The 20844-nt window shown below is 48.3% G+C and carries 15 protein-coding genes; all 15 read right to left on the bottom strand.

What is annotated here, in order from left to right:
- Position 1: 1 nt before the first annotated feature.
- Positions 2-811 carry a staphylopine uptake ABC transporter ATP-binding protein CntD gene (gene cntD, locus BJP58_RS01340; RefSeq protein WP_194542466.1) on the bottom strand — a complete coding sequence of 270 codons (810 nt, stop codon included), beginning with the start codon at positions 809-811 and terminating at the stop codon, positions 2-4.
- Positions 792-1679 (bottom strand): staphylopine uptake ABC transporter permease subunit CntC, encoded by an 888-nt coding sequence (gene cntC, locus BJP58_RS01335; RefSeq protein WP_194542465.1) that lies wholly within the window; start codon positions 1677-1679, stop codon positions 792-794. Before cntC ends, cntD begins: the two co-directional genes overlap by 20 nt.
- Positions 1679-2611, bottom strand: coding sequence for a nickel/cobalt ABC transporter permease (opp1B, locus tag BJP58_RS01330; RefSeq protein ID WP_194542464.1), 933 nt, complete (start codon positions 2609-2611; stop codon positions 1679-1681). The genes cntC and opp1B overlap by 1 nt, the downstream gene beginning before the upstream one ends.
- A 32-nt stretch (positions 2612-2643) precedes the next feature.
- Complete coding sequence (gene cntA, locus BJP58_RS01325; RefSeq protein ID WP_442953945.1) at positions 2644-4248, bottom strand: staphylopine-dependent metal ABC transporter substrate-binding lipoprotein; 1605 nt, start codon at positions 4246-4248, stop codon at positions 2644-2646.
- A 37-nt stretch (positions 4249-4285) separates the two neighbouring features.
- Positions 4286-5581: an opine metallophore biosynthesis dehydrogenase gene (locus BJP58_RS01320; RefSeq protein WP_194542463.1), complete on the bottom strand. Its 1296-nt coding sequence runs from the start codon at positions 5579-5581 to the stop codon at positions 4286-4288.
- 28 nt (positions 5582-5609) lie between these two features.
- Positions 5610-6407, bottom strand: coding sequence for an SAM-dependent methyltransferase (locus BJP58_RS01315; RefSeq protein WP_194542462.1), 798 nt, complete (start codon positions 6405-6407; stop codon positions 5610-5612).
- On the bottom strand, positions 6388-7269 hold the full coding sequence (locus BJP58_RS01310; RefSeq protein WP_194544769.1) for a histidine racemase CntK family protein: 882 nt from the start codon (positions 7267-7269) through the stop codon (positions 6388-6390). Before BJP58_RS01310 ends, BJP58_RS01315 begins: the two co-directional genes overlap by 20 nt.
- Positions 7270-7437: 168 nt before the next feature.
- Positions 7438-8319, bottom strand: a complete 882-nt coding sequence (locus BJP58_RS01305; RefSeq protein WP_194542461.1) for a LysR family transcriptional regulator — start codon at positions 8317-8319, stop codon at positions 7438-7440.
- A gap of 183 nt (positions 8320-8502) precedes the next feature.
- Positions 8503-9162 (bottom strand): type 1 glutamine amidotransferase domain-containing protein, encoded by a 660-nt coding sequence (locus BJP58_RS01300; protein ID WP_194542460.1) that lies wholly within the window; start codon positions 9160-9162, stop codon positions 8503-8505.
- Between the two features lie 246 nt (positions 9163-9408).
- Positions 9409-10065: an SGNH/GDSL hydrolase family protein gene (locus BJP58_RS01295; protein WP_194542459.1), complete on the bottom strand. Its 657-nt coding sequence runs from the start codon at positions 10063-10065 to the stop codon at positions 9409-9411.
- Positions 10066-10355: 290 nt separating this feature from the next.
- Positions 10356-11506 (bottom strand): IS3 family transposase gene (locus BJP58_RS01290; protein ID WP_194542458.1). Its coding sequence is split into 2 segments (ribosomal slippage): positions 10356-11245 and positions 11245-11506, totalling 1152 coding nucleotides; the frame shifts between segments, so codons are not numbered across the junction.
- A 152-nt stretch (positions 11507-11658) separates the two neighbouring features.
- A complete protein-coding gene (locus BJP58_RS01285) occupies positions 11659-12528 on the bottom strand; it encodes a methyl-accepting chemotaxis protein (RefSeq protein ID WP_194542457.1) in 870 nt (289 codons plus the stop codon).
- Between the two features lie 18 nt (positions 12529-12546).
- Positions 12547-14001, bottom strand: coding sequence for a benzaldehyde dehydrogenase (locus BJP58_RS01280; protein WP_194542456.1), 1455 nt, complete (start codon positions 13999-14001; stop codon positions 12547-12549).
- Between the two features lie 240 nt (positions 14002-14241).
- Entirely contained in the window at positions 14242-14940 is a 699-nt protein-coding gene (ric, locus tag BJP58_RS01275; RefSeq protein ID WP_194542455.1) for an iron-sulfur cluster repair di-iron protein, read from the bottom strand.
- A gap of 253 nt (positions 14941-15193) precedes the next feature.
- Positions 15194-20782: a pectinesterase family protein gene (locus tag BJP58_RS01270; protein WP_194542454.1), complete on the bottom strand. Its 5589-nt coding sequence runs from the start codon at positions 20780-20782 to the stop codon at positions 15194-15196.
- Positions 20783-20844: the final 62 nt, after the last annotated feature.

The following is a 20844-nucleotide window of genomic DNA, read 5'->3' as shown; positions in this document are numbered from 1 at the left end:
GTTACACTCCCCCGTTCATAATCTTATTGAAATGGTGGCTGAGCTCAAGGCGCGTGGAAACCAAGTATTGCGTGTAAGGGTGCTGTGGTGCTGTAAATACCTCTTCAACGCTCCCGCTCTCCACGATGTCGCCGTTTCTCATAACCAGGACTTCATCGGCAATCTTCTTCACGACACCCAAGTCATGCGACACAAAGATCATGGAGCCGCCCATCCTTTCGCGAAGCTGGATGAATTGTTCCACGACCTCGAATTGCGAGATCGTATCCAGCGCCGTTGTCGGTTCATCGGCGATGACGACAGCGGGTTCCAGCACCAGCGTGAGCGCGATCATTAAACGCTGCAGCATCCCGCCGGATAACTGGTGAGGAAACTTATTCATGATCTCCATCGGATGGGAAAGCATAACGCTTTCCATCGCTTTTTTCATGCTGGCTTCAGCCTCGCCTTTGCTCCAGCCGAAATGCGCCTTCAACGTCTCTTGGAAATGAACGCCGACCACACTGGAGGGATCGAATGCTCCCATCCCGTTCTGCATGATCATGCCGATGTGCTTTCCCCTTCTTTTTCTCATGTCCCTTTCCGACAGGTGATTTAAATGCTCTCCTTGGAAGATGATTTCCCCGGATTGGCGAATCCAGGGTTTATGCAGCCTTATGATCGACCTGCATGTCAGGGATTTTCCGCTCCCGCTTTCCCCTACAATCGCCAGACAGGTTCCCTCCTTTAATTGAAAGGAGCTGTCATGGATAATCTCTTTTCCCTCGTTCGCATCCCATACCCTTAGATGCTTAACCTCTAGCATATTCATAAGTCGGTTTCTCCACCTCTGTTGATCTCGGCTGCTTACCGGAATTCATCCTTTTGGGATCAAGCGCGACTTGAAGCCCATCTGCCAGAAAATTGAAAGCCGATACGGCAATCACAATAGCCAAGCCAGGCGCTAACATGAGCTCGGGGCGTGAGAACATAACCTCTCTCGCTTCATTCAGCATCATCCCCCATTCCGCATTGGGGGCCTTGATGCCAAGCCCTAAGAATGATAATCCGGAGATCTGCAGAATCATGGAACACATTGAACCGCTGGCAATGACGGCAATATCCGAAAATGTCACGGGAACGATATGCTTCAATATGATCCTGCGATTGCTGATGCCGGCTGCTTTTGAAAACTTCACATAATCCATTTCCGCGTACTGCAGGACCGACGTTCGGATGACACGGGCAAACCACGCCCATTTCATGGCAACAAAAGCAATCAGGATGTTCTCAAGGCCTGCTCCCAGGATGCCGACAACCGCCAACGTCATAACATAACCGGGAAAAGATAGCATGATATCGCAAATTCGCATCAGGATCGCGTCCGTTTTTCCTCTGAAGTAACCTGCAATGAAACCAACGATCCCGCCAACTCCTACCGACGCCAACAGAGCTGCCAACACCCATAAAATACTGGGACGTATGCCATAAATTATCCGGGATAAGATACATCTCCCCAGATGATCGTTACCGAACCAATGCGCCCAGGAAGACCCGGCATAACGCAGCTTCATATCAACTTGATTCGGATCGTGGGGCGCGAATATAGGGGCACACAGGCCCACGATGACAATTGCAGCTATGGCGACCAGTGACAGGCTGGCCAGCTTGTCTCTACTCAAACTTCGAAGTACGTTCATCAGATTTCCTTCCTTAGTTTCGGATTCAGTGCAGCATTGATCATGTCGGACAAGGTGTTAAATAACACGAAGGCTACAGCCAGAATAAGAACATACGCCTGGATGACCGGAAAGTCCCTGCTTAGAATGGATTTCACGCTCAGCCGCCCAAGTCCGGGCCATGCAAACACATTTTCGATGACGACAGTGCTGCCCAGAATAATGGGGATCGCCATGCAAAATATGGATACGGCAACCTGAAGCGAATTTCTCAGAATGCGCATAGTAATCTTCTTCTCGGGCAAACCGCAGGCTCTCCCGTAAACAACATATTCTTCATGCAAGTGATTCAACATCGAGCTTCTTACGTTTCTGAAATAAATGCCGACATAACTCACCGATATGACCGTCACGGGAAGGATATAGCTTTGATACGAATCCATTCCGCTGGTTGGCAGCAGGTCCAAACGCACGGAAAAATACCAGATCAAAATCGATGCAAGCCAGTATGAAGGCATCGCTGTTAGAAAGAAGGAAACTCCTCTCACTGACCGATCCCATATTCTGCCCTCGTTTAATGCGCAAGCAACCCCCAAGATAACGGACATGATGATAATAATGGTTGACGAAACCATGGTCAGCTTTAAAGTATTGAGAAATGCCGGGCTTATCAATGACCAAACCGTCTGTCCCGTCACGTAGGATTCTCCAAAGTCCAATCGAAGGCAGGCCATCACCCAATCGGCGTACTGTTTCAAGAACGGCTGATTCAGCCCTAGCTCTTCACGCGTCTGTGCGATCAGTTCTTCCGTGATTTCCGGAACTTCTTGGGCGCGGAGCACCACTTCGGCAGGATCCATGGGGGACAGATTAATCAGCAGAAAGGTCAAAAACGAAATGATGAGCAGAATCGGAACGGACAACAATAACCTTTTTACTATATAACTTCCCATAATGACTCCTTATCGAATAATAAGTTCGTGTCCTATTCAAAATACATTTGCTCAAAAGGAAGCTCAAACTGGGTTTGCTTGAACGTGATGCCTTTCAAGTCCTTCGGTGCAAGAACCGTGACGCTCCCGCTCGAGATCGGGATAAACACCGCTTCATCGTGAACCGTTCGCATAATTTCAGCGTATAGCGACTTGCGGGTCTCCTCGTCCTTGGATACCATAACTTCTTGAATATGCTCATAAAGATGATCCGCTTGTGCGATTCCTTTGGTTGTATGTAGATAAGAAGCTTCAGAAGTGAAGGCAGAGATGGTGCTCTGCGGGTCATACGCCAAACCCCAGGTTTGATTAAACAATAACTCATAATCCCCCGTGGATCTTCGATTCGCGATGGAGCTCGACTCTTCTCCGATGATATCCAGCTTGATTCCGATCCCTTTTACCGCATTTTGGATGAATTCCGCCTGCGTTTTTTGTGATGATGAATTACTGTCATAATATAATTTCATGGCCAGCTCCTTACCGGCTTTGAACCTGGCCTTGCCGTCACTCTCCTTCTTCCATCCGGCCTCTTCCAGCATTTGCTCAGCCCTTCCCGGATCATAGCCGCGTTCCTTCAATTCGACATCCGCATAATTCACATTGGATGAGAACAGCGTGTTCGCTTCCGTCTCGGTCCCCTCGAATATGTCCTTACTGATGGTTTCCCGATCGATTGTATGCCAGATCGCTTCACGGACCGCGGTTTCGCTTACCGGACTTTCCGATTTGCTGCTGTTCGCCACCATCATTTTTGTATTCATGGCTTCGCTGCGAACCAGCTGATATGTTCCGGCATCAACCAGTTGATTCATCGCTTGCACGTCGATGCTGTCTGCTCCCCGATCATCGGTGAATACGAAGTTCACCTCTCCTTTCTGCATGGCCAAAAACGTCGTCTCGCCCGCAGGCAGTACCTTGGCCGTGATTTTTTTGATTTTTGGCGGACCTCCCCAATACTCCTCGTTGGCGGTAAAGGTAGCGTACTCGTCGATTTTATGTTCCGTAAACTGGTAAGGACCCGTACCGTGGTGTCCATTAACGCCATCCTTCGTTTCCCCCTGAATGAAATCCTTGGGTGAGAGAAACACATACGGCCGCGTCATGGACAGTTCGACCAGTGCAGGGTAATAGGCTTCGCTTAAAACCAATTGGACGGTGTATGCATCCACTACCTTCACGTTCTTGATTTTGGTCGACAGTTTAATCCAGGCGTGTTTCTCGGCATTATGCTGCACGGCATCGATATTCAGTTTGACAGCTTCGGCATTAAATGGTTCTCCGTCATGAAACTTCACGTCCTTCCTCAGATGAAAGGTGTAGGTGGTTCCATCTTCCGAAATGTCCCAGGATTCCGCCAGCAAAGGCTTGATCCCTTCCTTTGTGTTCTCCACCAGCGATTCATATACCATACCCTGAGCCGGCATGGATCCCGTGTATAAATGAGGATTCATATCATGAATATCTTTTGCTGTAGCATAGATGATTTCATCCCTGATTGCTGATTCGGCCTTACTTCCCTGCGTTGTCTCCCCGCACCCTGCCAGAAGCGCGATGGAGATCATTAACATCCATATCTTGACACTTTTTCTATTCACAGTTTTCCTCCTGCTATCCACTTGTTTATTGTTTCTTTCATTGGTTTGATAGTTCCATGCATATCAGATCCAGATCTTCCTCGAAGCTCTGAACCGTAAACGCATTGGACAACGACCGGCCCTTGTGAGCAAGTGATACATTTACGATTTTGTCCTCATACGATTGGATGAACTGATCGATGGTAGGACAATCCACCTTCAAGAATCTGGCAATGCCCTGGATCACCTTGATTCGATAATAGTCTTCTTTAGGCATTCTCGGGATATCCAGGCAGCCTTCCTTATTGATAAACAAACTCCTAATCGGAACAGCCGAGAAATCAAAGTACTTTCCATCTGCATCGGGCTGAGAAAAAGGGTCAATTAACAAGGAGGCGTAACGTATATACAATAGATACTCCTGATGAATCGCTTGTAATTGATCAAAGCTATCGATATCCTGGCGCGATAAACTCTCGTTTCTTACCGGATAGTTATCATCCGTCATAAATTTCAGCAAATTGATGCCCTTCATCCCTAATTGGTTTAAGATGTTCATCATCTCTTTCCACTGGGACAACATACTGCGAATCAGATCTTGCGTAATTGGGCCTTCAGGAAAAAGCTTGTAGACGTACTTGCGCGAACCCGACTCATCAAATATGGCGCTTAACGAGAAATCATTCATGAACAAAGCAGGATGAACATATAACGAAATATTTCTTGCCTCTGCCTCTAGCGGCGTCCTCATGACGCTTAGCTCAATATTCAGCTCCTTATACAGGCGGCTCAGCTTGTCGACAAGATCAGAGTGCCCTCGCGTAGAGCCGATATAGACCTTTTTCTTAACCCCCGTCGTGATGACATGATTCGAAACTTGGTTATCCACCCACCTCGTGTCGCCATAATATGTAGAAAAACTAATGACTTCCGCATCCGGATTCAGTTGACGTATAAAACCGGATATCAAGCTGTTAGAACCAAAAGTTGGAGATATCAGCACCACACATTTGACCTTACGCAGGACGTTATGATTCATCTGCTGTAAGACTTCCATATACGCATCGGTCGTCACCGCAACAAATAAAGTGTCCCATTCGCCTTCTATGGTCTCAAAACCCTGAAACACATCGTCAATGCGACATTCGCCTTCCATGGAACGATGCTTTTCATTTTGGATGCTCGCGTAAACCATTTGATCGTTCCTCGCAAGGCCGTCGAAGAATCCAAGAGACCGAACCGATTCACGACCGGCGATCCCCAGGCGACAATGGAACCCCTTTTTAAGAGTCACTGCCAGCTGCAAGGCTGCAGGGCCTGTTCCCAACAACAGGACATGCTTCATCTCTTTCATAAGTCACCTCACTCCGATTACAGGTCTGCTAAGCCAGGATTTTTTGATATAAAGCGATGTCAAATATATCGTCTCGGCGCAGCACGTTATCCACTAGTCCCCATTTATGTTCATCCGTCTCTTTCAGGGGATAGTTGAATAAAGATTTCAATCGGTTTCCATACCTCATGGCTACAACAACCTGCTCATTCGTCAACGGATATAAACGCTCCAGCAGTTCGTACTTCTCTGCAACCGTTGAGCTGAAAATGATGTGGGTTATCTCATTTAAATCATCAAGGAATTCAACCGATGTCTTTTCCAATCGGATCTTCAGCTCAGGACCCAATGTCTCTACAACCTTCAGACCTAGCTCAATAGCTTCAGCATCAATGTCGATCCCGACCACCGCAGCTCCTGTGCGCTTTGCGATCAATAGTGCCGTCATCGGGAATGAACCAGAGCCAACCAACAATACCTTCGATGTAGAAGAAATCTGGAAACTTCCGAACTCTTTCTCGATGCATTCCTCGATATTCCTGAAATAATCGGTGATCTCCGTATCTCCCTTTTGCAAATTCAGCGCGCGATATTTCTCCAGTATCGCGACGCAGCGCGCTGAACTTTTCCTCAGTCCATCAACAAGACCGCTAGTTCTGCCGATTCCTTGTTGCTCCAGCTCATCCCAAACTGTGATGTTGGTTTCGTCAGTTATAAACGCCGAGTATTGGTCAATTAAACGCTCCAACTCGGATTGGTGACGAGGTGTGTAATCGAATCGGTCAGCAAAGTACTCAAACCTGGTTAAATAATCATCTAATGATTTCTCAAACTCTGCTAACTTCATGAATACTCTCCCCTGCAGATAGGTTAACTTCCGTATCAATGAACGCTGTGCCTTGTGCTACGATTCCAACAGAGCCTTCGATTTCCAGACGGGTCAGCCGGTCCTGCTCATAGAGTGCCTTTACAAGCATCGTCCCGCCGGGCTGATGGATATAGGTTTCGATATTGCGTTTATTCTTCCATGCTAAGTAAGCGCCTATGGAAGCCGTACCGGAGCCGCACCCTCTTTCCCACACCGCACTATTCAATGCCTGGACGTATATAAGCGGTGTTAGATGATGCGTCGTATTGTTGTACAACAGAATCCCAAGCATGCTTGTGTCTAGAAAGGGTCCGATGAGTTTGGCCAAGGATAACATGTTGTTCTTCATATCTGTGTCTATGCGTTCTACTTCAATCACGAAATGAATAAAGTCCTTGTATTTGACGACAACCATATCGATCGGGAAACGATCATCATGAAGTACCGTTTGTTCAATCTTCTCAGGAAGCGGCATATCGACTCGACATTGAAAATCCTCCCTATTTTTGGTTACCAGGCATGTCACTAGTCGCTCTGCTCCTGAAACCTCTAACCTTATTTCATTCGTTTCGTAATGTTCCAAACCATGTTCATTCGCCAGAAATGCGGCTAAGGCCATACAAGCATTACCGCAAAATTCACCCCCTGCCATTTGTAAAAACGCATCAGCTTCCTGGTTCATGGTTGGCTCGATAAAACCAACTTGTTCAGCATAAACGTTGTCATAAGACATAATTTTAGAAGCAATACGTTTATGTTCATCACGTGGAAGCATCGTGTTAATTAGAATCGTCATATTCTGTGTTGGATTGCATTTCACAAAATCGATCATCTGCTTCATCACGTTTCTGTGGACTCCCCTCTACTCCTAATTATGGTAGTTGGCTTGACCAGAATGTTAATCGTAATAATTACGATTAATGACGAAAAGAATATAGCATGGCATTTTGTAATAGTCAACAATTATTTCCATGGACACAACAAAAAAACCACTGGATTCCGTTTCGAATCAGCGGTTCAGAAAGTTTTTTCGAAATGCTTCAATCATCGCTTTCACTATAGGAAGGTTTCGAAATTTGATAGGATAAGCCAGATACAGCTCGTTGCTTACCTTGAAGGAAGGATAAATGATCTTTACCTGACGGTTGTGTATTGACTTTTCCAGCATATAAGTGGGGAGGACACTTATTCCCGAACCGTGTTCTATGGCGGCTAATATGGAATGAAGGTCCGGCAGAACGTGCATGATTTGCATATGTGGTCTTTTCTTGAAGTGTTCTCTCCATAATCTGCGTATGATCGGTAAATCACTGCCATAGCTGATCCAATCTTGAGCGCACAGCCAGGCTTCGAACCGGTCGGGATCTTCGAAGTCGATTTCTTTAAAATTATAGGGTGCAACCAGCACAAACTCTTCTTGAACATAATGGATATATTCAATGCCGGGAGCCAATATTTTTTGGGACGTTATAAGTATGTCGACCTTTTCTTCCAATAATAACTCCAAAATATGTGAGGCGACGCCAAAATGAGCAATCATTCGAAAGGGGAACTCCCCCAAATGGGGAGCTAGCTTCTCCCGAAAATATTCGTGGGCTGTCCCAATTCGGATGACGGGAGCTGTTACAGAAGTGTTCATCATGAATGTTTGCGTTGCTTCTTCCAAGGCTTCGATCAACGGAACCACTTGAGTATAGAGTTCTTTACCTTTTTCGGTGGGAACCATCTTTCTAGAGGTTCTTGTAAACAATGATTCACCCAGTTCGGCTTCCAATGCGGCAAGATGCTGGCTCATTGCGGGCTGAGTCATTAACCGAGTTTTGGCGGCTTCCGATACGGATCTATGTTTATAGATACTGATAAAGCTTCGGTACCATTCAAAATCCACCATTATATTCCTACCCCTTTGCATATGGACTCAATCGTGGTGTCCCTAATATCAGCGCAATGTCGGTCCATGCTGCGCTTTTTTTGATACCGGTTTGTTTACTACAATGATAGACTTCCTAATCATTCTACACAAAAGAAAAGCATGGAGGTCACTGTTTTATACAAACAGCAGCCTCCGTGCTCCTTATCCGAGTTTTTCAATAACAGCTTTGGTTACAGCCAGGGTAGACTGAGGATTCTGGCCTGTTATCAAATTCCCGTCAACTTCATGATGGGTAGTCCAGTTAGGCGCCGCCACGAAAACGGCTCCCAATTCCCGAAGCTTGCTTTCAAGTAGAAAAGGAAGAATTTCGCTAAGTCCAGTTTCCGCCTCTTCCCTGTCTGTGAAAGCATTCACCCGTTTTCCAGCAACTAGGGGCTGTCCATCCGATAATGTGACTCCTGTCAATCCAGCAGGTCCATGACACACTGCAGCGACTATTTTTCCAGCTTCATAAAAATTACGGACTAATTGATGCAGCATTTGTTCGTCCGGCAAGTCATACATCGTTCCATGACCACCCGGCAGGAAAATAGCATCGAAATTATGGGCAGAAACATCACGGATACGAACCGTGTTTTCCAGATGTACTGCTGCTTCCCATATCTCTTTCGGGGTATCCTCATTCACGCTGTTTGGATCTACTGGACTTTGTCCGCCGAGCGGACTCGCCACTGTAACCTGATAGCCCTTCTTTATAAACTCAATATAAGCTTCAGCGAATTCTGCTAACCAGATGCCCGTTTTTCTTCCGTCTTGTATATCTGAATGATTGGTAACGACAATTAGTATGCTTTTCTCCATTGTACTTCCTCCTTTTGTTGTTGGCTGTTTACAGAGATTATTCTACAAGCCGTCTTTTAATAAGACAAATTAGATTATTATACTAGTTGTATAAATATATTTATAGATTGATCTGCCAACCCACAATTGAGGCCACTTCAGTGCAAGAAAAAACCCTTCCAGCCTTTCGGTGAAAGAGTTGCAGCTGAGAACATGACTGATTTGATTATCTGTGGACTTTCGAGCTAGATCACTTTATGTATCTGTTCAACTTATAGCGAATGGACTATTCTGCACGACACTCAGCCATTCACGTGAAATCAATTGATGCCCGGCTGTCGTGGGATGAATGCCATCCCATATCCAATACTCTGCGCCTACTCGTTCTGCCGCATGATCAAACGCTTCTTGCAGGGGAACAAACAACGTTTCAAACTCTTGAGCCAATTGCCGGACAACTAGGCTATATTCATTCAACCGCTGACGCCATTCGTCCCAGTGTTGCACGGTGGTGCCCGTTTTCAGTACGAATGGCTCACATAACACCAGTCCCGTCTGTGGAAGCACTTCTTTCGTTTCCTCCAGTATGTGACGATATGCTTTTTCGAACCTGTCGGTAGCTCCGCTTGGCGAGCCTTCGATGATCCGGCCTGCGTCGTTAACGCCAACCAACATACTGATCAGGTCAGGTCGCAGGCTAATCGCATCTTCATTCCAACGCGCGTACAAATCCGAGACGCGATGGCCGCTGATTCCTCGATTGATGAACTGTGGCTGGCTTTCCGCTAGTTCATAGCCCAGCTCAGCAGCAATAAGATATACGTAGCCATGTCCATGAATATGATTAGGATCGTTGTCGCGCCCCCAATTCCCGTCCGTTATGGAGTCACCTTGAAACAATATGGTTTTGCTTGTCTTCGTCATCCTCTTCACTGTACCTTTCTTCAAATGGATTCGTGGAGCTATACGGATCTTTGACACGCCGAATGTTACCGCTTTCAAAATTACCCATTACATAATGATAAACCAAGCAGCGAAGCGAAAATACCCTAGCGATTAGTTTAAAAAGCATATCAACATTAGATATGAACTGGATATCTTTTGAGCTCATCGGCATCATGGTGCATTGCCACAGCATATCTAATAAAAAGCAGAAATACATCATAGATGTATGGTCATAGCCCCGTCAAGTAGACATTAAAAAAGAGATTTTATTAAGCGGCGACTTTTTCCCGAAACTCAATCGGGGAGAGGTCGCCCAGTTTGTTTTGGAAACGTTCCATGTTGTAAAACGAAATATACTCCGTAATTTGGCTCCTGGCTTGCTCCAGATTTTGAGGTCTCTCCAAATACAGTTTCTCTGTCTTTAAGTGGGAGAAGAACGACTCAATACAAGCATTGTCATAGCAGTTTCCACGCCGGGAATGGCTTCCTGTAAGCTTCTTCTCTTCAAGTAACTTGGCATAGGTTTGTGTTGTATACTGAAACCCTTGGTCCGAGTGGAGCAAGGAAGGTCCACATTTCAGTTTCTTCACTGTGTCTGTAACGAGTTTTAAGTCATTTCGCTCAGAGAGTTCCCACGCTACAATTTCATTGTTGTACAGATCCATCACCACGGAGAGATAAGCAAAATCATGCCCAATCCGGACATACGTAATATCCGTCACGAGCTTCTGCACAGGAGTTGTCGCTGAGAATTCCCGATTTAGGACATTACGGAACAGAACGGACGGTTTCCGGCCAGCAAATGGACGTTTCTTGCGAATCACGGAACGAATCTGAAGTTCTCTCATTAAGCGGCGTACCTTTTTGTGATTCACTACAAGGCCTTCTTTGCCTAACGCGGTTCGCATACGTTTGTAGCCGAAATAAGGACGAAGCCGATGAATGCTTAAAATATGTGCTTTCAGATCCGCATCCCGGTCTGCTCGTTTCTCTCTGAGGGCAGCATGTTTCTTCCATTTGTAGTAACCTGCACGCGAAATTTCAGCAATTTTACACAGCCAAACCACAGGTGCCCACTTGCTTATTTCTCGAACGGACTGGCACCGGGCTTCGAAATCCAACTTTCCTCTCCGTGCAAATTTGGATTGAGCTTTTTTAGATATTCTACCTGTGCTTTCAGATAAGCATTTTCTTCTTCTGCACTACTAAAATGCTTCTTCGTCCAACGTCCACGGTAATCCTCGAAACTCTCTCCATTTTGGCTTTTACGAACCCATGTGATAATCTGGCTCTCGCTCTTAATCCCAAACTTCTTCATGATCCGACTGTACGCCCAACCTTCTTCCACTCGCAGACGAACGGCTTCTTTCTTCGTTTCTTCGCTATATCGATTAAAGGTTTGGCCTTTCTTCGCTGACATAACAAAAATCCCCTCCGGTATCCAGTATTTGAGTTCATTGTAACATGTCCTCTTTTTTCACTGTCTACCATGAGGGGATAATACCAGTATTTCTGCTCTTTTCTGCTCTATCGGCCTGTATAAAATTAAGTTACACAGAGTATTCTGAGTTTCTATTGCTTGTTTTCTTTTGCATACAGGCTTTCTTCAGCTACCTGCGCTAACTCCTCTGCTTTGATACTAATCTCATGGATCGTTGCTGAGAATTCCTGAATCGCCCTTGACTGGGTATCGGTTAGCGTGTGGATATCGGAAAAAGCATGATTTAAGTGCTGCAAAAATTCTTGAATATTCTTCGTAATGCCATTAATCTGGTCCACGTTCTCTTTGGAGCTTGTCGCAAGCTTCCGAATCTCATCGGCAACGACCGAGAAGCCTCTTCCGACTTCCCCAGCTCTTGCTGCTTCGATAGAAGCATTAAGCCCTAACATGTTGCTCTGATCCGAAATCTCCTTAACAACGCTGGAAATCTTTCCAATCTGCTGCGCGCTGGAGCTGACATCCGTCATTTGGTTCGTTACATCAGTTACACGTTCGGTAAGGTGAGCAATCGATTGGCTGATGTCTTCAATGGACGCGGTGGTCTGTTCGACAATTGCCGAGAAACTCTCGGCCATCTCAAACAGCGCATTCGCTTTTTCAAGACTTGTCCCCATACCTACACCGCCGATAACCCTGCCCTGCTCGTCGTGAAGGGGGATCGCGCGTGCAGCTAGCGGAAATCCAAACAGCTCTTTCGGAACGACAGCCGATAAAGCTTTATTATTGCGGATGGCATCGGTTACGATATCCCCCTCCACTAGCGGGTCCCCAGGCTTGACATTCAGCGAAAAGGTTCTTCCCGGAATGTTGATGATAAGCTTCTCCGTATCATAAATGCCAATTGTGATGTCATCATTCGTAAGGCTTTTCAGCAATGGAGCAACCTTTACAAAGGCGCTGATCAACTCATGCTGTGTTTGCTCTTCAGTCACATTATTCATGCCTATCTCCCCCAACCCTTAATACGGAAATTTCCTTTGTCCGTAATGAACCGATATCCATTTCATGGTCGTAAATTCATCCAGGCTCCACTCCCCATTCAGACGACCCAATCCCGACTGCTTCTCTCCGCCAAATGCTACAATCGGCTCGTCGTTAATCGTGACATCGTTCACATGGATCATACCTGTATGGACCTTCTTCGCCAGCTCTACCCCGCGTTCAAGATTGGAGGTGTGAATAGCCCCGCTAAGCCCAAATCGTGTATCGTTGGCGATCGCGATTCCTTCCTCTTCCGTTTCGAACGGGATGATACATACTACCGGGCCGAACAATTCCTCTTGCGCTACCTCCATATCCGGTTTGACATTGACGAGGACGGTAGGCTCCACCATTCTGCCGGTGATTTTACCCCGTACCAGTGGAACTGCACCTTGCTCAATCCCCTTCTCAATCAGCTTCTCCAGCGTTTCTGCCTGTCGATGGTTGATGACGGGCCCGATAATGGTCTGCGGATCGCTCGGATCACCTGTTGTAAGGGTGGAGACCTTCTCTTTATATTTATCTACAAATTCCTGATAGATCGGCTTCTGTACAAGAATCCGGTTGGCCGACATACAGATCTGGCCTTGATGCGTGAATCTGCTGAACGTTGCCGCTTGTACCGCGTAACCGATATCAGCATCTTCCAGTATAATGAACGCGCTGTTCCCGCCGAGCTCCAGCAGCGGCTTTTTGAAGTGCTTGACGGCCAGCTGGCCAATATGGCTTCCAACCTTAGTCGAACCCGTGAATGAAATGATTCTCGGAATCGGATGCTCAACGAACGCATCGCCAATCTCCTTGATATCTGTCACCACTACATTCAACAGGCCCTTCGGTATACCCGCTTCTTCGAAAATCTTGCCGATCAGCGTTCCACCCGTAATCGGCGAATCCTCATGCGGCTTCAGCACGACGCCGTTGCCGGCACCTAATGCCGGGGCGACGGACTTCATGGACAAGAAGAAAGGAAAGTTAAATGGACTGATTACCCCAACCACGCCAGCCGGGATCCGATACAGTCGGTTCTCCTTGCCATCTTCAGTGGATGGTAAAATCTTTCCCTCCATTCTTAGGGGAAACGTTGCCGCTTCCTTAATCATATTTTTCACAAGACCGATCTCGAATGCCGCCTTCAGACGCGTTCCACCCAGCTCCTGAACAATAATGGACGTAATATCTTCCTCATGCGACTCCATATATTTAACAGCATTTTCAAGGATGTCGCGTTTACGGTAAGGGTTAACCTTATCCCATTCCAGCTTAGCTTGGTAGGCAGCCTGATAGGCATCATCAATGTCTGCAACACTCGCGATTTGAAAAGCCGTAATGACCTCATCATTATATGGATTGATGTCAGGCAGCGTTTTACCGCTTTTACCGTCTCGCCATACCCCGCCTATGAATTGTTTTCCCAATTTCGAATAATCCATATGCACCCTCCTGTGTCGAATAATTCCAACTGATATATTTATCGACTGAATACAGGGAATAGTTAAGTGAATTTTATTTGACCTCTTCTCCCTCCCGGGGAAGGAGTCTGCACGCTAATCATGACAAAACAATAACGCCTTAACCATAAGGTTAGGGCGTTATTGTTAGGGCGTTATTTTACACGTTCGATCGTCATCCGAGCAATACATCACCCAGCTTAGAAGGGGTTCTAACCAATGTTATACCGCTTCGAGAATCCGCTCAAACAAGATGTTGTTTTCCAGATGGATATGCTCGAAGGTGTCCTTTTCAAGCATGGCCAACCGTTGATAGACCAGCCGATACGTGCCGCAGGCATCCGACGGAAGTTCGAAATCAGCGGTTACTTCCCTGAGCTCTTGAAGCAATCTGCCGGCGTGAGCATGTTCATCTTCCAGCTCAGACACATGCGGCTTAAGCTCCGCTGCAGCTTGGTGGTTAGGCTCTGCAACAAATTTCAAGATAAGCGGGAATACATGCTCGTCCTCATCCATCGTATGCTCCAGCAGTTCTTTTTTCAGATCCGAGAAAAGCTCCTGCACCCGGAGAAGCTCGGGATGATGCTCTCCATGAACGCGTGCCAACTTCGTCACATACGGCGTTAAAGCAGGTAATTCATCCCGCAAGAAGGCATGATGTTTATGCTGGATGTATTCAATCAGTTCGGATTCCCTCAGTGAAGCCGGACGGCTTTCCTGATAATCGGCAAACTTGTTCTCCAGGGTTTGAACCTTCTCCAGTACGGCGGCAGGTTCCAAATTACGCTGTTTAGCTGCTTCTTCCAGTGGCACCTGCCCTCCACAACAAAAATCAATCCGGAGTGATCGGAATAAATCCGCCGTTTGCGGGATGGATGTAACAATATCGGATACCTGGCTCTGAAGCGTGAATGAACTCATAGTCAAACCTCCTTAGACTAAACCCCATCTTTGTGAACTATTTCACTCTTACAACCCAAGTATATGAAACTCCTGTCTCCGTACATGTGATTGCAGTCATACTGAAATGGAACACTATGTGAACGTTCAGGATCCGAGAACTACGGGAGCCAGAGCAGCACAAAAACAGGGATCTCACCATCCCTGTTTTGTGGATTCTGGAATAAAAGCATCATGATATCCAGCTTGATTCAAAATTTGAGGGCTTTAGAACTTATATAATCTCTTCTCTTAATGCCTCGGCATGCCGCAGCAGGATGTCCGCCGCCAGTTCTGACACATGTTTGCCCCGCTGTGCCCGGACCTCGTTCTCAAAGCTATCCATATTTCCCTTCTCCAGCTTCTTCGTCAAACTGTTGGCGATACCGGCATTCCCAATCTCTCCGCTGCTCAGGAACCGTTCGATCAAAGCGATCATATCGCCGGTGCTCGTAACCGTCTGAAATTCAATCTCAGCTACTGACGTATTGCCCGCAAGATCTGCTCCTTCAACGGTTAAGACATGACTCCCGAGCGGGAGCTGGTACAGCGGGATGGCTTCACCGGGTTGAACGGGATTACCGTCCAGCTTGATAACCGTCCGGCTGTCGTCGACGCCGGAAACGGAATCGCTCATTTCAATGATCGGCGTCCAATCCCTGGAGACATTCCATCCTCCCTCCTGTACCGGTGTTTCTACGTAAATATCCGGTGGGGACAGATCCATATTCAATACAATGGATCGGATGCTTTCCTCAAGACCTGCAGCGTTGACGGAGCGATAGTATATCGCAGCCGCGGCCGCTTCCCGGTCCAGAACGATCGGCCCCGAGTAAGGAGTCCAGGTGATACCGTCTAAACTGTAGACGGTTTCGGTAACAGTTGAACCGTCGTCTTCCGCACTCAATTCAATGGTAACCGGCACCGTATACCAGCCGTTCAGGCCGTTCGGTGTTTCCGGTGTTATTTTGGACGATGTGTGCGGAGGTGTATCGTCTTCTTCCCCGTAAGGCTGCGGAAGAACAGGCATTCTAGTCGGATCCCAACCATCCGATCCCTTCATCATCATTGGAATCGTGTACAGATTCGCTTCCTCCGGCGTGAGCTGCTTCGACCAATTCGCGCGGGCTTCGGCTGCCGCACCAGGTCCGGTATTGTTATATTCATAGTATTTGGCGGTTTTCTCGTTATCCGGTCGTCCCCAGTTATGCCAGCCTTTATCGTGCACGATTCCTTCCATTTCCGTGTTCATGAACAGCACATGGGCAAAGGGTCTCCATGGTCGCCCGAGGTAGACATCTTCGATTCCGTCCGCTCCTGTAATCTTGCTGTTGAGGAACAAATATCCGTAGGGCTGATTTTCCGGCGTGCTGGCAGCGGTAATATATCCGCCTGAACGGACATTGTGAATGACGCTCTGGTCAAACACGGCGATTCCAGGTCCATAGATAAAATCCACCGCTCCTTCAATATAACTGTTCTTCACATACACCCGTTTCCCGGCATTGTTCACAAAGAACGTATCCTGATAACCGATCATGCGGACATGCTTGAAAAAGGCCCGATCTCCCCGAAGGTCCAGCGCAGGCGCCGGGCCTTGAGGACCCGCTCCATTCGCAAACGTGATGTTCTCGGCGGTAAAATCATCGGATTCGACGGCGGTGGCACGTTCATTGAATCCGGTGCCCGTTATCCCGGTGTAGGTAATGACCGTATCTTCCTTGCTCTCGCCAATAAAACTCACGGCATGCTTCGTCTTAGGAACGGTAACCTGCTCCTCATAGATTCCATTACGGATATAGATTATCGTTCGGTCCGTATTGCCATCCGGGATGGAGTCCACCGCGGCTTGAACGCTGGTAAACATGCCTGTGCCGTCTTTCGCCACGACGATGACGGAAGCAGGTGTTGCTCCTTGAGGATCGCTTCCGACGCCCGGCCCGTTCTCGTTTACCGACTGCACCGAATAATAATAAGTTGTGCCGGCAACGACATCCGTATCGATAAATTCGGGCTGCCGCAAATCGGAGGCGACGACACTTCCTGCTTCGCTTCTTGATTCCGACCTTCTGATTTGATAAGAAGCTGCACCTTCTACGGCTGACCAGGACAGCTTGACGTGGTCTTTGGCCGGGTTTAGTCGAAGATCACCCGGAGGCGGCGAGGTATTCGCAGGGAATGGAATGACCCGAACCGCTTCAGAATTCGCGCTGGAGGCGGTGCCGTTATGTGCGGAAACAACATAATAGTAGGCCGTCCCGTTCTCCAAGCCGCTTTCCTCATAGCGGATATCCTTTACTTGATCGGCAATGACCTTGTATGGGCCGCCGAGAACGGTGCTTCGCTTGATCTGATAACTCGAAGCATCGGGTGAGGCATTCCACGAGATCACCGCCGATGCATCGCCGGCACTCGCTTTAACATCCGCTGGCGACTCTAGCGGCGCCACCGGACGGACCTCGACCGGGTCGGACGCCTCGCTTTCGCCGGCAACGCTTGTCGCCGTCACCGTATAATAGTAGACTTTACCGTTTACAAGCCCCGTATCTCTAAAGAAAGGCTCTTCTGCGCGTCCTGCCTCAATATAAGGCCCTTCCTGACTTTCGCTTCGCTTCACCGTATAGGTGACCGCATGCTCCACCGGCTGCCAGGTGAGATCAGCCTGTGTGTTGCGGCTAAGTCCCGCGAGCTCCGTCGGGGCTTGCGGCTTCACGGCATTCACCGATGGCGTAACACGCACTTGGTTCGAGGGATCGCTTTCTCCTAAATCACTCACGCCGGTAACCACATAATAATAAGTGGTTTCGTTAATTACGCTTGTATCCGTATACGATGGATTGGAAGCACTCAGATCGGATGCCACGGTCTCGTACGGCCCCCCGTTTGTCGTGCTTCTTTTGACGGTATACGATAAAGCACCTTGGGCGTTATCCCAATCCAGCTGAACCTTCCCGTTCCCAGGGATCGCCCGTAGTCCTTTAGGTGCGGCTGCCGGTTCCACGTATACCTTGATGTTGTCGAAGTAATAAGTTCCCTTGCCGGTTCCGGGCGTTCTGCCGAACAATGCGCTACCTAGCCCTAATGTCCGCATATCGTCTCTAAACTCAACTTGCTCGGCTGCCAGTGCGTTGTCTACGTAAATATCCATGGTGTTAGCCGCCGCATTGGCAATGACCTTCAGATTGTACCAGCGGTTAGCGGCCGGAAGGTCGGTTAACTTTACGTCTTGCCCATTCTTGTTCTTGTAAACCAGGGCGTACGCATCCTCCTGAATCGGTAACTGCGGCTTGCGCACCTCAAGAGCAATCGGCGTCTTGGTACCTTCTGCATCCTTAATCTGAAGCAGCACCGAAGTGCCGGGCATGGCCGGTGACATGAAATCCGTCTCGACGACTACCGTACCCAACTGCTGCGGGAAGCTGATTGTAAACCCTGTGCTGCCTACTGCATTATCATATACCTTTAGCGCCTTTTCTGAATCGTTACCCGTAGAATTGAAGGGAACTTCCTCCACGGTGACCGTATGATCCGCATCCTGAGGCTCCGGGATCACGCCATAACCGTCAGGTACGGAGCCAGCTTCAAGGTTTTCAAAATCATCGTTCACATAATATACGGTTTTCGGGCCGCTGCCTGTATCTGCCGATATATTGATGTTAGTAAATGTCGAGGTATTGTATTTCCACGTCTCATTGTTCACTTTGGCCGCATCCGCCACGAGTCCGACATAGGCTTGCTTAGGCAAATCGACTTGGACGTTTCCGACCGTGGTCCAGCTGGTTCCATCTTGAGAGATCATTGATGTGAATTGGTTATCCTTGCGGACAAGCTTGATCCAATAAGGCAGCTGAAATTGCTGCTCCGGCTGAATTCTCGCAACCTCTCCGCCCTCCTCTGCTCGACTCAGGGTAACACCTCTTTTCCCCGTACGAATATAAGGGACAACAAGGGAGACGAATGGAGCATCCTCCTTCAGGCTCTCGCGGAACATGATGCCGGCTTCTGCTTCCTCGTTCGTTGGGGTAATGTATTCAACCCGGGCCACAATTTCAGCGTCCCCCTCGATCTCCTGATAGGCAAAATGAAAGACGTCCTTCGCTCCGCCGATATCGCCTGCTGCCTTGACGGTCATCTCGCCGAGGGCATCACCAAGCTGGGTGTGTCCCGGTATTCCCGGACTGCCTATATCGGCCGACTTCCAAGGCTCGATGCTCCCTTCGGTGTTCGCATGAACGACCACGCTCGTCGAGAACGCCATCGTTCCCGTATCGTCGATCGCTTTCGCGGCCCAATAATGGGTGCCGTCCGCAGCGTCCGTCCACTCATAGCGGAACGGCATGCTGTCGTCCTCTCCAACCTTCTCTCCGTTCCGGTAAAACTCGACCTTCGATACGCTTCCGTCTTTATCGGACACGGACGCTTCAATCGTCACGTTCGATCCGGCTTTGACCACCGTGTTGTTTGCCGGAGCGGTAATGACTGCAGAGGGATTAGCTGATCCGTTTCCCGTCATGGAATTCAAATACAGCTCCAGATTCGTGTATCCTTCCTCATTTGCCAGATTGCGGTCACTCGGATCTCTCGGGTCCAGCCCGCGAGCGATCTCCCAATCATTCGGCATACCATCATGATCATCATCTTCTAACGTGGATCTGACCATCTCTACTAGCGGATATCCGCCTACTTCATTCTGAGAGTTGATATGCATGCCGGTTCGGTGAATAACGTCATGGATGATTCTGGCATCGACGGCATCCCGTTTCGGCAGGGTGGCTCCGGCGCTTTGCATAACCGCTGCATAAGCCCCTTCGGCGGATTCGGTCGGCAGTGGATTGGCAAAGGAAGCGGGAGTTTCCAGCTTCACGTAATCCGGATACTTATGAACGCCAGACCAGTTATCCTGAGTATATTCCGGATTGCCGTCCATAACGTTGCCGTCAATATAGTAGCTCCCGGTGCTCTCCGCATTCATAAACCGAACCACTTCCGTTTCAGGTCCGGGCTTGTAATAATTGTTGATCATATTGGTAACCGCGCCTTTGCCTCCGTACGAAGCAAAGAATCCCCAGTTGTAAACAACGTTATTGCGGAAATCATGGGAATTGCCTGCCGTGCTGTCAAACGCCGGGTTGCGGCTGGAGTTGTGGGCGATCAAATTATGATGAAAGCTGGTGTTCTTGCCGCCCCATATCCCGCCGTAGCCGTGTCTGCCTTTGACATGTTTGCTAATGTGTATGGCGTCTGCTATGATCGACCACTGCACCGTGACATTTTCGTTACCGTAAGGGCTGAGCACTTCGTCGACGGACCAGCTGAACGAGGAGTGGTCGATGATAATGTTTTTCTTATACCGTCCGCCAAAAGAGTCTGCTTCCGTTTCATTCATATCGCCCAGACGGAATCGCATATAACGGATGATCAGGTTGTTTCCATCAAAGGACGTTGGATACCCGATGACCGTAATTCCATCGCCCGGCGCCGTTTGGCCGGCAATCGTCAGATTGTCTCCGAGAATCTTAAGGGGAGATTTCAGCTCGATGACGCCGCCGACTTTAAATACAACGGTCCGGTTTCCAGCACTGACCGCATCACGAAGCGAGCCTGGACCCGAGTCGGCCAGCGTCGTTACCTCGTACACGTCGCCGCCCCGGCCGCCAGTCGTATACTTTCCACCGCCTTCGGCACCCGGAAATGCCGGCGTTCGCGAGGAATTGGACGAGGTTACGGTTTCAGGGCTTTCCTCAGCATAAGCGGCTCCGCCGGAAAAACTTGTAAACAGCATGGTGAGGACAAGCATTTGCTTTAACCATTTTGCTGCTATCAATTGCGTACCTCCTTATCATTTTGAAATGCTTGCAACGGTTATAATTCGATCACCTCCTTTCT

It is taken from the genome of Paenibacillus sp. JZ16 (genome assembly GCF_015326965.1).
In the GTDB taxonomy this organism is placed as follows: Bacteria; Bacillota; Bacilli; order Paenibacillales; family Paenibacillaceae; genus Paenibacillus_AQ.
The sequence above is the reverse complement of the archived record's forward strand: the minus strand, read 5'-3'. Positions and strand labels throughout refer to the sequence as shown.

Bases quoted from the DNA above. Each gene is read 5' to 3' on its own strand.
- cntD (WP_194542466.1), bottom strand. From the start codon at position 811: ATGAATATGCTAGAGGTTAAGCATCTAAGGGTATGGGATGCGAACGAG.
- cntC (WP_194542465.1), bottom strand. From the start codon at position 1,679: ATGAACGTACTTCGAAGTTTGAGTAGAGACAAGCTGGCCAGCCTGTCA.
- opp1B (WP_194542464.1), bottom strand. From the start codon at position 2,611: ATGGGAAGTTATATAGTAAAAAGGTTATTGTTGTCCGTTCCGATTCTG.
- BJP58_RS01320 (WP_194542463.1), bottom strand. From the start codon at position 5,581: ATGAAAGAGATGAAGCATGTCCTGTTGTTGGGAACAGGCCCTGCAGCC.
- BJP58_RS01315 (WP_194542462.1), bottom strand. From the start codon at position 6,407: ATGAAGTTAGCAGAGTTTGAGAAATCATTAGATGATTATTTAACCAGG.
- BJP58_RS01310 (WP_194544769.1), bottom strand. From the start codon at position 7,269: ATGAAGCAGATGATCGATTTTGTGAAATGCAATCCAACACAGAATATG.
- BJP58_RS01305 (WP_194542461.1), bottom strand. From the start codon at position 8,319: ATGGTGGATTTTGAATGGTACCGAAGCTTTATCAGTATCTATAAACAT.
- BJP58_RS01300 (WP_194542460.1), bottom strand. From the start codon at position 9,162: ATGGAGAAAAGCATACTAATTGTCGTTACCAATCATTCAGATATACAA.
- BJP58_RS01295 (WP_194542459.1), bottom strand. From the start codon at position 10,065: ATGACGAAGACAAGCAAAACCATATTGTTTCAAGGTGACTCCATAACG.
- BJP58_RS01285 (WP_194542457.1), bottom strand. From the start codon at position 12,528: ATGAATAATGTGACTGAAGAGCAAACACAGCATGAGTTGATCAGCGCC.
- BJP58_RS01280 (WP_194542456.1), bottom strand. From the start codon at position 14,001: ATGGATTATTCGAAATTGGGAAAACAATTCATAGGCGGGGTATGGCGA.
- ric (WP_194542455.1), bottom strand. From the start codon at position 14,940: ATGAGTTCATTCACGCTTCAGAGCCAGGTATCCGATATTGTTACATCC.